Here is a 13,616-nt window from a genome sequence, read left to right as displayed (position 1 = left end):
TCGAAGCATGCCGAAGGAACTTGGCCGGAAGGTGATCGCGTCGAATCGTCGTGCCCGGCACGACTACACGATCATCGATACCTATGAGGCGGGCGTGGTGCTCATGGGTACGGAGGTCAAGAGCCTGAGGGAGGGCAAGGCGTCACTGGTCGACTCCTTCGCCACGGTCGATGACGGCGAGATCTTCCTGCGCGGGCTGCACATTCCCGAGTACGCACAGGGCACGTGGACCAATCACGCGCCGAGGCGCACCAGGAAGCTGCTGCTGCACCGCGGGGAGATCGAGAAGCTGATCGGCAAGACGAAGGAGAGCGGGCTGAGCCTGGTGCCGCTTTCGCTGTACTTCAAGGACGGCAAGGTCAAGGTGGAGCTGGCGTTGGCCAAGGGCCGCAAGGCCTACGACAAGCGCCAGGCCATCGCCAAGCGGGACGCGCAGCGAGAGATCGCTCGAACGATGGGGCGGGCCGCCAAGGGGAAGTACCGCGGGTGAGCCCGCAGGCGGATGAGGACGTCGCGGCCTGGGTCCACGGACTCGGGCTGGACGGACTGGTCGACCTCCACGTGCATTTCCTGCCCGAGCGGATGCTGCGCAAGGTGTGGGCGTACTTCGACCGCGCCGAGGAGCACTACGGCATGGCGTGGCCGGTCCACTACCGCACTACGGAGCAGCAGCGACTGGAGACGTTGTGTTCGTTCGGAGTGCGTCGCTTCGCACCGCTGGTGTATCCGCACAAGCCGGGGATGGCGCGGTGGCTGAATCAGTGGGCGCTGGAGTTCGCGGAGCGCGAGCCCGACGCCGTGCACACGGCGACCTTCTACCCCGAGTCGCAGGCGGCAGGCTACGTGGACGAGGCATTGCGGGCGGGCGCCCGGTGCTTCAAGGCCCATGTGCAGGTCGGCGCCTACGATCCGCGGGATCGGCTGCTCGACGACGTGTGGGGCGCCATGGCCGATGCCGGGGTGCCCGTGGTGATCCACTGTGGGCACGGTCCGCTGCCCGGTGAGCACACCGGGGTTGAGGTGTTCGCCGAGGTGCTGCACCGCCATCCGGAGCTGGTCGCCGTGCTCGCGCACGCGGCGATGCCGCAGTACGAGGACGCGCTGGAGCTGGCGCGGGCCTATCCCAGGGTCTATCTCGACACCACGATGGTGGGTGTGCCGTTCACCGAGCGGCTTTCGCCGCTGCCGCCGGACTGGCCGAGGCGGCTGGTGCCGGTGGCCGACCGGATCGTGCTCGGTAGCGACTTCCCGAACATCCCGTACCCATATGCGGCACAGTTGCGTGCGATCGCGGGATGGGCGTCGATGGAGGAACGGCTCGGCGAGCCGTTCCTGCGTGCGGTGTTGCACGACACCCCCGCGAAGCTGCTCGGCATATGAGCGGTGAGCTACCAGACCGGGCGTAGCGGGACCCGGCGACCGTCGCCGGTGTGGTCGGTCAGGGTGACGAGGTCGTCGTGCAGCTCGCGCAGCCGCTCGGTGCCGATCAATCGTGCCCATTCCTGTTCGATGCCCGTCCAAGCCTCCACGACACGGCGGATGCAGTGCCAGCCACGCGGGGTGAGTGCGACGACCCTGCTTCGGCGGTCATGGGGATGCGGGCGGCGCTCGACGTAGCCTCGCCTGTCCAGTTCGTCGACGAGTTGGACGGCGGCCTGTTTGGTGATCCCGAGGTGCTCGCCGAGTTCGACGGCGGTGGCAGCGGGGTGCGTCGACAGGTACTGGAACACGAATCCGTGCGCGGGGCGCACATCGGTGAAACCTTCGCCTGCGAGCTGTTCGTGCACCCGGTCCATCACCGCACGGAAGGCCATGGCGAGCAGGGCCGGGATGGCACCCTCCTGCAATGGTCAACCTCCTTGACTATATGGTCAGCTTGCTTTACTTTATCGTTGGTAAAGCTGATTGACCATCGGAGGCTTGATGACACTCGCCACGCTCATGGACGCGCCGACGTTCGACATCGGCGGTTTCCAGGCACGCTCGCTCGCCGTGCCAAGTAGGGGATCGACCGAACTCGCCGTCTGGTCGCTGGAGGCAGCACCGGGGGCCGCCACCGAATGGCACACGGTCGACAGAGAGGAAGTGTTCGTGTTGCAGGAAGGGAAGGTGCTGGTGGAGGTGGGTGAGCAGGTGCATGAGCTGACGGCGGGGGATGCGGCCATCGCCACACCGGGCGTTCCGTTTCGCCTGCGTAACCCGGCCGCGGTGGCCGCGCGGCTGACCGTGTGCACCTCTAAGGGCATGCGCGGGACCGTGAACGGTAGGACGATCGACCCACCGTGGGCTCAATAGCCGGGCAGGTCAGCGGCCGAGGTAGGTGAGCACCGCGCGTACTCTGCGGTGCTCCTCGGCGCTCACCTCGAGGCCCAACTTGGTGAAGATGTTGCCGATGTGCTTCTCGACCGCTCCGTGCGACACGACGAGACGACTCGCGATGGCGGAGTTGGACAGTCCCTGTGCCATCAGGTCGAGCACTTCCGACTCGCGTGCGGTGAGCGAGGTCAGCGGGTCGCGCCTGCCACGGGCCACGAGTTGGGCGATCACCTCCGGATCGATCGCGGTGCCGCCCTCGGCCACGCGCCGCACGGCGTCGAGGAACTCCGCGACGTCGGCGACCCGCTCCTTAAGCAGGTAGCCCACGCCTCCGGCGCCGTCGGCGAGCAACTCAACCGCGTAGGTTTCCTCCACGTACTGCGAGAGCACCAGCACGGGCAGGTCGCGCACAACCTTGCGAGCCCGCAGCGCGGCCCGCAGACCCTCGTCGGTGAACGTCGGCGGCATCCGTACGTCGACGATCGCGAGTTGCGGTAGCTGCTCCTCGACGGCCTTCAGCAGGTCGTCACCGTTGTCCACGGCCGCGACCGTTTCGATGCCCTCATCGGCCAGCAGGCGTTGTACGCCTGCCCGCAACAGGACGGCGTCCTCGGCGATGACCACGCGCATGCTCGCTCCCCAGTGCCTGCGACGCAGCTCACCAGGTACACGGCAGGTCCGCTCGAATCACCGTGGGGCCGCCCGGCGGGCTGACGACGGAAATGACGCCGTCAATCGTGGCAGCACGGTCGGCGAGTCCGCGCAGCCCACCCCCCTGCCGCAGCCGTGCACCACCGTTGCCGTTGTCGGTCACCTCGACCACCACGGTGTCGCTCGATCGCCACACGCGCACGCTCGCCTGTGTCGCGCCCGAGTGTTTGGCGATGTTGGTGAGCGTCTCGCCGACGATGAAGTAGGCCGTCGTCTCCACCGCCGCGGGCGGGCGCGGCTCGACGTCGACGGTCACCTCGACCGGCACGGGCGACTTCGCGGCCTGCGCGGACAGCGCCGCGTCCAGCCCCCGGTCGGCCAGCACCGCGGGGTAGATGCCCCTTGCCAGGTCCCGCAGCTCGGCCACCGCGTGTTTCGCGTCTGTGTGGGCCTCGTCGAGCAGGCTACGTAGCGAATCCGGGTCGCCCAGCTTGGTCTTCGCCCTGCCCAGGCTCATCGCCACTGCCACCAGGCGTTGCTGCGCGCCGTCGTGCAGGTCGCGCTCGATACGCCGACGCTCGGCCTCAGCGGCGTCCACACCGCGTGCCCTGGACGCTTGCAGTCGTGAGGCCCTGGCCTCCGCCCTGCGGGCCTTCGGCGGTCCCAGTAGAGCCAGCGCGAGCCTGCCGTGCAGCCAGCCCACACCTGGAACCACCCAGATGGCGATCGGCAGCAGCACGATCGCGACAACCCCTAGTGCGAACTCGAACACGCCGATCGGAAAGGCGAGCAGCAGGTAGCCGAGGTCACGCCAGGTGGTGGGATCGGTGAGCTGCGTCCTCCACCGTCGCAGCGGTCCACCGTCCTTCGGCAGCCGGTCGGCGGCGGGGACGGGAGTCGCCAGCGTCGCGCTCACCCAACGTCGTTCCAGGTCACCGAAGCCTCGCACCACCTTGGTGGCGAGCATCAGTGTCGGAATGCCGATCCAGACGACGAGCGTGGCGAGCCCCACCAGAGAAAGCGTCACGATCACGACGAACTGCAGCAGCCGTAGCGGCAGGCTCGCCACCATGAAAGCGATCGCACGGAAGGCGGCAGGCCGGGTCGTCGCCGCGACCGAGTTACTGCCGCTCACGTTGTGATCCCCCGTCGTTGCCCGAGGCTCATTCTGCCACCGGCCGCGGTGTGACGTGGCCGGCACCGACCGCCTCAGCCGCCGGCGTCATCGCCGAGGTGGGGCCGAGCAACAGGCGGGCGAACCGGGCATGCGCGCCCGCCATACCTCGTGTGAAGGCAACGGTCGCGACGAGCAGCAACACACCCAGCGCGGCCCAAGGTAGCGCGGTAGTCACCGAATCCACGGTGATCCATCGCAGGTCGTAACTGGGGAAGAAGTACGCCCCTTCCGGCAGGTAGCGGTAGTACACCGGAAGCGCGAGCAGCCCGAGCGACACCGCCCACAATGTCACCACCAGCACGAACTCCGCGATGCCTACCGGAAAGAGCAGCAGTAGGTAGCAGATGTCGCGCCACGTGGAGGTGTCGGACAGCCGGGCCTTCCAGCGCAGCTTCTGGCCGCCATCAGGTAGCGGCCGGTACGGCCGCGCGATGTAGGTGCCGAGCAGCGCGTGTACGCGGGCCCGTTCCACCTCCGCGAAGGCGCGCGCCAGCAGGATGGCCAGCATCAGCACCGGCACACCCACCCAGATGATCACCGTGGACACCCCCACCGAGCCCAGCGTCACCAGCAGGACGAAACCGGCGATGCCCGCGGGGAGGTTGAGCAGCAGGTAGGTGACCGAGCCCGCCACCGGAGGTCGAGGTGAATGCTTGGGGTACGCCGCGGTCATGGCCGGAATCCCTTCTGTGGTTGAGGGGTCCAGCCTCTCCCTCCCGGTCGTGGGCGACCAGCATGCGGACCGGCGTGTGCGAGGTGGGGCCAGCCCTACCACGCGCGCGAAGGGCCGGAATTATGTGGTTGCGCCAGGCGTTATCCTTGCTGGGAGATCAAGAGATCGGCCCGACGAGGGGGTGAACGGTTTCGACTCTGGACGTTGATCCAGGGGAAGCGTGCCGGTGCAGGCAACGACCACCGTGAGCGTCGTCGCACTAAAAATAAGCGCCAAGACGAACAGTCAGCGCGACTTCGCCCTCGCCGCCTGAGCGAGTGCGAGTCTGTCGGCCCGGGTAAGCCTCCGACCCGGTCTGCCGGCATCAGCTAGGAGGCTTACCGCCGGTTCCGGCCACGGGAACCGGTAGGGAAACGAACAGTGGCTGGGCCCGTCACACCGGCTTGTTCGCGTGACCGGTGGGGCCGAGTAGAGACACAGCGAACTGCGCACGGAGAAGCCCTGGAAAGGCGACAGAGGACCCGGGTTCGATTCCCGGCACCTCCACCACGATGCCCTGGCCGGTTCAACCGGCCAGGGCTTTTCTCTCGTCGCAGGTCCTGTTCGACCGCTACCGCAGGCTGCGCCCTTCGGGTGATGCGGTCAGGGAACAACGGCCCTGTGCCCGCCACCACCCGGTGGCAGATCCTCACCAAATGCGAAAGACGAACTTCGGACTCATCGCGGGCGGGCTGGCCGCGGCACTGGCCGGCGCGGTCGCGTATGTGGTCCTGCTACGAGACAAGGTACTCACCTGGGGTGCGACCGCCGATGAGGTCAGCCGGTCACTGCCGGGGGACGAACTCATCCCTGACCCCGACATCACCGCCACGAGGGCGATCGAGATCGAAGCGCCGCCGAACCGGGTTTGGCCCTGGCTTGTGCAGATCGGCAGTGGCCGCGCGGGTCTGTACAGCTACGACTGGATCGAGAATCTGCTCGGTTACGACCTGCACAGCTCCTCGCGGATCCTGCCCGAGTTCCAGAACCTCGGCGTCGGCGATGTGGTCCCACTTGGCCCGCACGGGCCAAGGCTGCGTGTGGAGAGCCTGCGACCAGGCGAATCGCTGGTGCTGCGAGGTGAAGACGAGCCGTGGAGCTGGACCTTCGCGCTGACCGACGTCGGCGACGGGCACACGCGGCTGGTCAGTCGAAACCGCTTCGCCACCGGCGAGCCTTCGGCGAAGACCCGGCTGCGCAACCTCGCCGTCATCGAGCCCGAATCGCTTGTTATGGAGCGCAAAATGCTGCGTGGCATCAAGGAGCGCGCTGAGCGTGGTTAGCGATCGGTACGGTGACCGGCTTCTGCCATGGCCTTCGCCTCTGTCGGCGATCGTGCGAAGGTCCGGGTTTCGGATTTGTCGAGCGCGCCGCCATGTGCGGGGTTGTGCCGTCGCCGCACACATCGAATCGCGCGGCCACCCGTTGGTCGGTTCCGGCTCGCGGGCACCGGCAGCGTCCACCTGGAGCGTTTGGAGCCCGCGCGGCGAGGCAAATCCTTGAGGCGACAAGCGGATCGAACGAGGCCGAAAGGCAGCAGCCCATGGACCACGACCACTTCATCGGTCAGGTGCAGACGCGGGCGCAACTGGCCAGCCGTGGTGAGGCGGAGGGCCTGACCCGAGCGACGCTGGAAACCCTCGGGGAGCGGGTGCCCGAGCACCTCGCGGAGAACCTGGCCGACCAGTTGCCCGCCGAACTGGGCGAGCACCTGCGAAGGACGGTGACACTCGGTGGCGCCGGTTCCGGGGAGCGGTTCGGGCTCGACGAGTTCGTTGCTCGCGTCGCCGAGCGTGGCCACCTGCCCGAGCCCAACGCGGTGTACGGCTCGCGTGTCGTGCTGGAGGTGACCGACGAGGCGACCCAGGGGGTGCTGGACAAGGTGCGCCACTCGCTGCCCGCCGGCCTGCGGCAGTTGGTGGATGCGGGCAGCACGGGCCAGATGGGTTCCTGAGACCGGTGCCGCCGGTTCAGGCGGGCGGCTCACCTGCCGCGCGGCGCGTTGCCACCGGTGAGTTCGCGGTCCAGCCTGGAACGCGAACACAACCGGCTTTCCGCCGATGATGCGCCCGCCCCGCGGGGCGGCGGAATGGGGAACATGTCCGAGCAGGTACGCCTCGGGGCGGCAGCGCTACGGCGCGAGCAGGTGATCGCGGTGGCCCGCGGTGCGGCGACGGTCGAGCTGGACGAGGTGGCCGAGCGTGAACTCGTCAGAGCGCGTGCCCTTGTCGACGCGCAGGCCGAGGCGCGACCACCCGCGTACGGGGTCTCCACCGGGTTCGGAGCACTAGCGGTGCGTCGCATCCCCGCCGACCAACGCACCCAACTGCAGCGGTCGCTGATCCGCTCGCACTCCGCGGGCGCAGGTGCGGTCGTGGAGCGCGAGGTGGTGCGGGCGATGCTGCTGCTGCGGCTGCGCACATTGGTGAGCGGGTACAGCGGGGTGCGCCCGGTGACCGCGCGATCTTTGGCGGCGCTGCTGAACGCCGGGATCACCCCGGTGGTGCACGAGCACGGCTCGCTGGGTTGCTCAGGCGACCTCGCTCCGCTCGCGGCCGCCGGGCTCGCGCTCATGGGTGAGGGTGAGGTGTTCGACCAGGACGGCACGCGGCTGGCTGCCTCGGACGCGCTCGCCGCCGCCGGTATCGAACCGCTGACGCTGGCCGAGAAGGAGGGCCTCTCGCTCATCAACGGCACCGACGGCATGCTCGGCATGCTGGTGTTGGCCGTCGAGGATCTGCGCGGGCTCGTGGACGTCGCCGACCTCACCGCCGCGATGAGTGTGGAAGCCCTGCTCGGCACCGATCGGGCGTACGCCCAGGAGTTGCAGGAGCTGCGACCACACCCGGGGCAGGCGGTGTCCGCGCGCCGGATGCGTTCCGCGTTGGCGGGCTCGCAGATCATGGCCAGCCATCGAGGCGAGGACTGCACGCGCGTGCAGGACGCCTACTCGCTGCGGTGCGCGCCGCAGGTGCACGGGGCCGCGCGAGACACCCTCGACCACGCGGCCGCGGTCGCCGACCGCGAACTCGCCTCCATCATCGACAACCCGGTGGTACTCGCCGACGGCAGGCTGGAGTCCTGCGGCAACTTCCACGGCGCGCCGCTGGGCTACGTGCTGGACTTCCTCGCCGTCGCCGTGGCCGACCTCGCGAGTATCGCCGAGCGCCGTACCGACCGGATGCTCGACGTCGCCCGCTCACACGGCCTTCCCGCTTTCCTCGCCGCGAACCCCGGTGTGGACTCCGGGCACATGATCGCCCAGTACACGCAGGCAGCGGTGGTGAGCGAGCTGAAGCGGCTGGCTGTCCCCGCGTCGGTGGATTCCATTCCCAGCAGCGCGATGCAGGAGGACCACGTGTCCATGGGCTGGAGCGCCGCGCGCAAACTGCGCCGCGCGATCAGCGGGCTCACCACCGTGCTCGCCGTGGAACTGCTCACCGCCGCGCGTGCGCTCGACCTGCGTGCGCCGTTGCTGCCCGCACCTGGCACGGGAGCGGTGCGGGACCTGCTGCGCACCCGGGTATCCGGTCCGGGGACCGACAGGCAGCTGGCTCCCGAGATCGCCGCGGCGGAGGAACTCATCGCCTCCGGCGCCGTGCTGCACGCCGCGCTGCCGGACGAGCGGAGATGACGATGCGACGCACGGCTCGGAGCTGGCAGACGGAGGCCGCGCTGCGGATGCTGCGCAACAATCTCGACCCGGAGGTGGCCGAGCGGCCCGCCGAACTCGTGGTCTACGGCGGCACCGGCAAGGCGGCGAGGGACTGGCCGAGCTACCACGCCATCGAGCGTTGCCTGACAACGCTGGCCGACGACGAGACCCTGCTCGTCCAGTCGGGCAGACCGGTGGGGGTGCTGACCACCCACGAGTGGGCGCCCCGGGTGTTGCTGGCCAACTCCAACCTTGTCGGCGACTGGGCGAACTGGCCGGAGTTTCGCAGGCTGGAAGCGCTCGGACTGACCATGTACGGCCAGATGACAGCCGGATCGTGGATCTACATCGGCACCCAGGGCATCCTGCAGGGCACCTACGAGACGTTCGCGGCCGTCGCCCGTAAGCGGTTCGGCGGGACGCTGGCGGGCACGCTCACGCTCACCGCCGGTCTCGGTGGTATGGGCGGCGCCCAGCCGCTTGCCGTGACGATGAACGGCGGCGCCGCGCTGATCGTGGAGTGCGACCCCGACAGGGCGCGCCGCAGGCTGCGCGGCGGCTACCTCGACGAGTTGGCTCCCGAGCTGGACACCGCGATCGAACGGGTGCGGGCAGCGAAGGTCGCACGCGAAGCCGTGTCCGTCGGTGTGATCGGCAACGCGGCCGAGGTGCTGCCCGCGCTGCTGCGTCGCGACGTGGAAGCCGACATCGTCACCGACCAGACCTCGGCCCACGACCCGCTGGCGTACCTACCCATCGGGGTGGCGGTCGAGGACTGGCACGACTACGCCGAAGCCGAACCCGACGAGTTCACCGACCGCGCGCGCGACTCGATGGCACACCACGTGGACGCGATGCTCGGCTACCTCGACCGTGGCGCGGAGGTGTTCGACTACGGAAACTCGCTGCGCGGTGAGGCGAAGCTGGGCGGCTGCGAGCGGGCGTTCGACTACCCCGGCTTCGTCCCGGCCTACATTCGCCCGATGTTTTGCGAGGGCAAGGGCCCGTTTCGGTGGGTGGCGCTTTCAGCAGATCCGGCCGACATCGCGGTCACCGACCGTGCGGCGCTGGAGCTGTTCGGCGAGGACGAGTCACTTGCCCGCTGGATCCGGTTGGCGGGCGAGCGGGTGCCGTTCCAGGGGCTGCCCGCACGGATCTGCTGGCTCGGCTACGGCCAGCGACATGTGGCAGGGCTGCGGTTCAACGAGCTGGTGGCCAGTGGCGAGTTGAAGGCACCGATCGTGATCGGGCGCGATCACCTCGACGCGGGCAGCGTCGCCTCCCCGTACCGCGAGACCGAGGGCATGGCCGACGGCTCCGACGCCATCGCCGACTGGCCGCTGCTGAACGCGCTAGTCAACACCGCATCGGGCGCGAGCTGGGTGTCGATTCACCACGGCGGCGGGGTGGGGATGGGCCGCTCCGTCCACGCCGGACAGGTGTGCGTGGCCGACGGCACCGCGCTCGCGGCGCGAAAGCTGGACCGCGTGTTGCGCAACGACCCGGCTACCGGGGTGCTGCGGCACGCCGACGCGGGCTACTCGCGCGCCGTCGAAGTCGCAGGGGAACACGGGTTGCGCCTGCCGATGCGGGAGCAACGGTGACCGCCTACTGGTGCGAGTACGCGTGGTTGCCGGACGGGGTGCGACACGCCGTCAGGCTCGACGTCACGGCCGGGAGGTTCACCTCGGTCACCACGGGAGCGCCGCGGACGGGGCACGTGTTGCCGGGGCTGGCGCTGCCGGGCTTCGCCGACGCGCATTCCCACGCGTTCCAGCGCGCGTTGCGTGGCAGGGCGCAGCAGGGACGCGGCTCGTTCTGGACCTGGCGCTCGCTGATGTACGAGCTGGCCGACCGGCTGGACCCCGACTCCTACTACCGCCTCGCGCGCGGCGTCTACGCCGAACTCGTGCTGGCCGGGTACACCAGCGTCGGCGAGTTCCACTACCTGCACCACGGCCCCGGCGGCGCCGGTTACGCCGACCCCAACGCCATGGGTGCCGCGCTTGTCGCGGCCGCTGACGAAGCCGGAATCAGGTTGTGCCTGCTGGACACCTGCTACCTGGCTGGCGGTTTCGGCGAGCCGTTGCGGGGAACGCAGCTGCGGTTCGGCGACGGCGACGCCGACCGGTGGGCGCAGCGGGTACAGCGGTTCTCCCCTCGCGGTGAGCGGGTGACCTCGGGTGTGGCTGTGCACTCGGTGCGGGCGGTGCCGCCACGGGACCTGCCGGTCGTGGTGGCAGCGGCAGGCGACCGGCCGCTGCATGTACACCTGTCCGAGCAGCGGGCCGAAAACGCCGAGTGCCTTCGCGCGAGCGGGCGCACCCCGGCCGGGTTGCTGGAAAGCACCGGGGTGCTCGGTCCGGCGACGGTGGCGGTGCACGCCACCCACCTGGACCCCTCCGACATCGCCGCGCTCGCCGCTTCGGGGTGCCGGGTGTGCGTATGTCCCGCGACGGAATGCGACCTCGGCGACGGCATCGGCCCGAGCAGGGCGCTGCTCGACGCGGGGGTGGGGCTGTGTCTTGGTGGGGACAGCCACGTCGTGACCGACCCGTTCGAGCAGCTGCGCGGGTTGGAGTGGCGGGAGAGACTCGTGCGGGAGGTGCGCGGTTTGTTCACCGCGCGGGAACTGCTCGCGGCCGCAACGGCGCATGCGGCGCTCGGGTGGCCAGACGTCGGCCAACTGGCCGAAGGTCAGGGCGCCGACCTGGTGGTTGTCGATCTCGACTCGACCAGCACGGCGGGCGCGGAGCCCTCGGCGGCGCCGTTCGCGGCAACGGCGGCGGACGTGCGCGACGTGATGGTCGCTGGCCGCTGGGTGGTGCGCGGCGGCGAACACGGCCTCGTCGAACGGCCACAGGAGGTGCTGCGGCGCGAGATAGGTGGGCTGTGGCGGTGAAATCCACCCTTGTCACCGGCATCGGTGAGCTGACCACGAACGATCCCGGACTGCGGACCCTGCACCGCGCCGCCGTCGTGTTCGAGGGCGAGCGGGTGGCGTGGGTGGGTGACGCGGCCACCGCGCCGATGGCGGACGCGGCCGTGGACGTGGCAGGCAGGGCCGCGCTGCCCGGCTGGGTGGACAGCCACACGCACCTGGTGTTCGCTGGCGACCGCACCGCCGAGTTCGAGGCAAGGATGGCGGGTGTGGCCTACACGGCCGGCGGCATCCTCGCCACCGTCGAGGCCACCAGGAAAGCCACCGACGCCGAGTTGCGCGCCAACCTCGCCGCGCACCTGGCCGAGGCCGCGCGGCAGGGCACCACCTGTGTGGAGACCAAGACCGGCTACGGGCTGACTGTCGCCGATGAACTGCGTTGCGCGCGCATAGCAGAGGACCTCGCCGACGAGGCGACCTTCCTCGGTGCCCACACCGTGCCACCCGGAACCGACGCCGAGTCCTACCTGGACACTGTGTGCGGTGACATGCTCGCGGCGGTGGCGGGGCACGTCGGCTGGGCCGACGTCTTCTGCGAGGTGGGTGCCTTCGACGAGGAGCAGTCCGAGCGGGTACTGCGCGCCGCGGCGGCGCGCGGACTACGACTTCGGGTGCACGGAAACCAGCTCAACCCTGGGCCAGGGGTGCGGCTCGCGGTGCGGCTCGGGGCGGCGAGCGTGGACCACTGCACCCACCTGAGGGAGGCGGACGTGGCAGCGCTGGCCGGATCGGACACCGTGGCGACGCTGCTGCCCGCGTGTGATCTCTCCACCCGGCAGCCGCTGCCGCCCGCGCGCCGGCTGCTCGACGCGGGCGCCGTCGTGGCGCTGGCCACCAACGCCAACCCCGGCAGCTCCTACACCACCTCGATGGCGTTCTGCGTAGCCACCGCCGTACTCCAGATGGGGATGTCGATCAGCGAGGCGGTCTGGGCAGCCACCGCTGGCGGCGCCCGCGCGCTGTGCCGCGAGACCGGCGACGGCGCGGTCGGCACGATCCGGGTCGGCGCGAGGGCGGACCTGCAGGTGCTCGACGCGCCGTCGGTCACACACCTGGCATACCGGCCGGGGGTGCCGCTGACCTGGGCGGTGTGGCGGCGGGGTCGGCTGCTTACCTGAGCCGGTCAGCCCGCGAGCTCGCCGGACGACGGTTCCAGCAGCGCCGCCACCCCGAGTTCACGGGCCTGCCGCACGGCCCGCGCCCGCGCCTGTTGGTCGAGCGCGCCGATGGCGTGGACGAGTTCGTCACGCAGCCGCGCGTCCGCGCGGTACGCGAGCGCGAAGAGCGGCGGCCAAAGATCGTGCTCGTCGGCCGCCCGCACGATGCGTTCCCGCCGCCGCGTGGGAAGCAGCCCCAACACCTCCACGGCGCGGTCCGTGTCGTCCAGCAGGAACATCACCCGCAGCAGGGCCGCGTCGTCGAGCACGGACAGCCCCGCGAGCGCGGTGTCGTTCGGCACGTGCGTGACGAACCGGCCCAGCGTGATCCAGTCCTGCCTGCGGTGCAGTTCGCCGACCACGACGCTGATCGTGGCGCGAGGCACGCCGGTGACGAGGTGACCGATCCTGCGCGGATCGGTCTCGGCGGCGACATCGGCCAGGAAGGTGGGGGACAGCCGAGCGGCGATGTCGAGCGCGCGGCTCGCGTCCACGAGGCCGGCCATGCGGGCGCTCAGCAGCGGGCCGAACACCCGCTCGGCCAGCCCCGCCAGCAGGCTCGGCGGCAGCAACCTACTGGCCAACGCCATGCGGCGCAGCGCGGCGAGGTCAGCGTCGAACAGCGCATCGGTGGCTCGCTCCCGTAACCTCCGGATGTCTCGCGCCGGGACCGACTCCAGGAAGCCGAACCGCTCGCCGGGCTCACCTAGCACGCGGGCGAGCTTGTCGATCTCCGCCTGGACCTCCAGCGCTTCCAGTGCTTCGGTCACAGGCCCGCCGCCTTGCGTACCGCACGCCGCAACGGGAACGGGACGTGCGAGAGCGACTGTTCGGCCGCGTCGGCGAGCTGGCGTGCCTGCCGCCTGCGCGCGGCTCGCAACGCTTCGTTGAGAGTGTGTTTGTGCTCCTCGTCCAGCGCCTCGATGCTCGCGGGCAACTCACCGCCGAGCCGCTCGGCGAGGGTGCGCCTCGAACTTGCCATGCCCGGCATCATGCCTGAAGAACGC

General features: G+C 70.0%; 15 protein-coding genes and 1 other RNA gene. 10 read left to right on the top strand and 6 right to left on the bottom strand.

The features are described 5' to 3' along the window. Positions 1-7: 7 nt before the first annotated feature. Positions 8-490, top strand: coding sequence for an SsrA-binding protein SmpB (gene smpB, locus FHU38_RS20785; protein WP_167173980.1), 483 nt, complete (start codon positions 8-10; stop codon positions 488-490). After that, a complete protein-coding gene (locus FHU38_RS20780) occupies positions 487-1,380 on the top strand; it encodes an amidohydrolase family protein (RefSeq protein ID WP_167173976.1) in 894 nt (297 codons plus the stop codon). The genes smpB and FHU38_RS20780 overlap by 4 nt, the downstream gene beginning before the upstream one ends. 8 nt (positions 1,381-1,388) lie before the next feature. Here the strand turns inward: FHU38_RS20780 and FHU38_RS20775 are convergent, their stop codons facing one another. Next, a complete protein-coding gene (locus FHU38_RS20775) occupies positions 1,389-1,847 on the bottom strand; it encodes a MarR family winged helix-turn-helix transcriptional regulator (RefSeq protein WP_167173973.1) in 459 nt (152 codons plus the stop codon). 76 nt (positions 1,848-1,923) lie between these two features. On the opposite strand from FHU38_RS20775, the gene FHU38_RS20770 reads away from it, so the two are divergent. Beyond that, positions 1,924-2,295 (top strand): cupin domain-containing protein, encoded by a 372-nt coding sequence (locus FHU38_RS20770; protein ID WP_167173970.1) that lies wholly within the window; start codon positions 1,924-1,926, stop codon positions 2,293-2,295. Positions 2,296-2,304: 9 nt separating this feature from the next. Here the strand turns inward: FHU38_RS20770 and FHU38_RS20765 are convergent, their stop codons facing one another. The 3 genes from FHU38_RS20765 to FHU38_RS20755 form a co-directional block, all read right to left on the bottom strand. After that, complete coding sequence (locus tag FHU38_RS20765; protein ID WP_167173967.1) at positions 2,305-2,946, bottom strand: response regulator transcription factor; 642 nt, start codon at positions 2,944-2,946, stop codon at positions 2,305-2,307. 28 nt (positions 2,947-2,974) lie between these two features. After that, positions 2,975-4,039, bottom strand: coding sequence for a sensor histidine kinase (locus FHU38_RS20760; RefSeq protein ID WP_208416794.1), 1,065 nt, complete (start codon positions 4,037-4,039; stop codon positions 2,975-2,977). Positions 4,040-4,130: 91 nt separating this feature from the next. Beyond that, positions 4,131-4,817, bottom strand: a complete 687-nt coding sequence (locus FHU38_RS20755; protein WP_243852305.1) for a sensor domain-containing protein — start codon at positions 4,815-4,817, stop codon at positions 4,131-4,133. A gap of 177 nt (positions 4,818-4,994) precedes the next feature. On the opposite strand from FHU38_RS20755, the gene ssrA reads away from it, so the two are divergent. The 7 genes from ssrA to hutI all read left to right on the top strand — a co-directional run bounded on the left by ssrA (position 4,995) and on the right by hutI (position 12,570). After that, positions 4,995-5,366, top strand: a transfer-messenger RNA (tmRNA) gene (gene ssrA / locus FHU38_RS20750). Between the two features lie 146 nt (positions 5,367-5,512). Continuing rightward, a complete protein-coding gene (locus FHU38_RS20745; protein ID WP_167173961.1) occupies positions 5,513-6,139 on the top strand; it encodes an SRPBCC family protein in 627 nt (208 codons plus the stop codon). A 260-nt stretch (positions 6,140-6,399) separates the two neighbouring features. Then, on the top strand, positions 6,400-6,810 hold the full coding sequence (locus FHU38_RS20740) for a DUF2267 domain-containing protein (RefSeq protein WP_167173958.1): 411 nt from the start codon (positions 6,400-6,402) through the stop codon (positions 6,808-6,810). 144 nt (positions 6,811-6,954) lie between these two features. Then, complete coding sequence (gene hutH / locus FHU38_RS20735; protein WP_167173954.1) at positions 6,955-8,490, top strand: histidine ammonia-lyase; 1,536 nt, start codon at positions 6,955-6,957, stop codon at positions 8,488-8,490. Further along, complete coding sequence (gene hutU / locus FHU38_RS20730) at positions 8,487-10,115, top strand: urocanate hydratase (RefSeq protein WP_167173951.1); 1,629 nt, start codon at positions 8,487-8,489, stop codon at positions 10,113-10,115. Before hutH ends, hutU begins: the two co-directional genes overlap by 4 nt. Then, positions 10,112-11,413: a formimidoylglutamate deiminase gene (locus tag FHU38_RS20725; RefSeq protein WP_167173948.1), complete on the top strand. Its 1,302-nt coding sequence runs from the start codon at positions 10,112-10,114 to the stop codon at positions 11,411-11,413. Before hutU ends, FHU38_RS20725 begins: the two co-directional genes overlap by 4 nt. Further along, positions 11,410-12,570, top strand: a complete 1,161-nt coding sequence (hutI, locus tag FHU38_RS20720; RefSeq protein WP_167173945.1) for an imidazolonepropionase — start codon at positions 11,410-11,412, stop codon at positions 12,568-12,570. The genes FHU38_RS20725 and hutI overlap by 4 nt, the downstream gene beginning before the upstream one ends. A gap of 5 nt (positions 12,571-12,575) precedes the next feature. Here hutI and FHU38_RS20715 read toward each other — a convergent pair whose 3' ends face one another. Then, entirely contained in the window at positions 12,576-13,379 is an 804-nt protein-coding gene (locus FHU38_RS20715) for a hypothetical protein (protein WP_167173942.1), read from the bottom strand. Next, complete coding sequence (locus tag FHU38_RS20710) at positions 13,376-13,591, bottom strand: hypothetical protein (RefSeq protein WP_208415766.1); 216 nt, start codon at positions 13,589-13,591, stop codon at positions 13,376-13,378. The genes FHU38_RS20715 and FHU38_RS20710 overlap by 4 nt, the downstream gene beginning before the upstream one ends. Positions 13,592-13,616: the final 25 nt, after the last annotated feature.

It is taken from the genome of Saccharomonospora amisosensis, from assembly GCF_011761185.1.
In the GTDB taxonomy this organism is placed as follows: Bacteria; Actinomycetota; Actinomycetes; order Mycobacteriales; family Pseudonocardiaceae; genus Saccharomonospora_A; species Saccharomonospora_A amisosensis.
The sequence above is the reverse complement of the archived record's forward strand: the minus strand, read 5'-3'. Positions and strand labels throughout refer to the sequence as shown.

Excerpts from the sequence above, each read along its gene's own strand:
- smpB (WP_167173980.1), top strand. The coding sequence starts at position 8 with ATGCCGAAGGAACTTGGCCGGAAGGTGATCGCGTCGAATCGTCGTGCC.
- FHU38_RS20770 (WP_167173970.1), top strand. The coding sequence starts at position 1,924 with ATGACACTCGCCACGCTCATGGACGCGCCGACGTTCGACATCGGCGGT.
- FHU38_RS20765 (WP_167173967.1), bottom strand. The coding sequence starts at position 2,946 with ATGCGCGTGGTCATCGCCGAGGACGCCGTCCTGTTGCGGGCAGGCGTA.
- FHU38_RS20760 (WP_208416794.1), bottom strand. The coding sequence starts at position 4,039 with ATGGTGGCGAGCCTGCCGCTACGGCTGCTGCAGTTCGTCGTGATCGTG.
- FHU38_RS20755 (WP_243852305.1), bottom strand. The coding sequence starts at position 4,817 with ATGACCGCGGCGTACCCCAAGCATTCACCTCGACCTCCGGTGGCGGGC.
- FHU38_RS20745 (WP_167173961.1), top strand. The coding sequence starts at position 5,513 with ATGCGAAAGACGAACTTCGGACTCATCGCGGGCGGGCTGGCCGCGGCA.
- FHU38_RS20740 (WP_167173958.1), top strand. The coding sequence starts at position 6,400 with ATGGACCACGACCACTTCATCGGTCAGGTGCAGACGCGGGCGCAACTG.
- hutH (WP_167173954.1), top strand. The coding sequence starts at position 6,955 with ATGTCCGAGCAGGTACGCCTCGGGGCGGCAGCGCTACGGCGCGAGCAG.
- hutU (WP_167173951.1), top strand. The coding sequence starts at position 8,487 with ATGACGATGCGACGCACGGCTCGGAGCTGGCAGACGGAGGCCGCGCTG.
- FHU38_RS20710 (WP_208415766.1), bottom strand. The coding sequence starts at position 13,591 with ATGGCAAGTTCGAGGCGCACCCTCGCCGAGCGGCTCGGCGGTGAGTTG.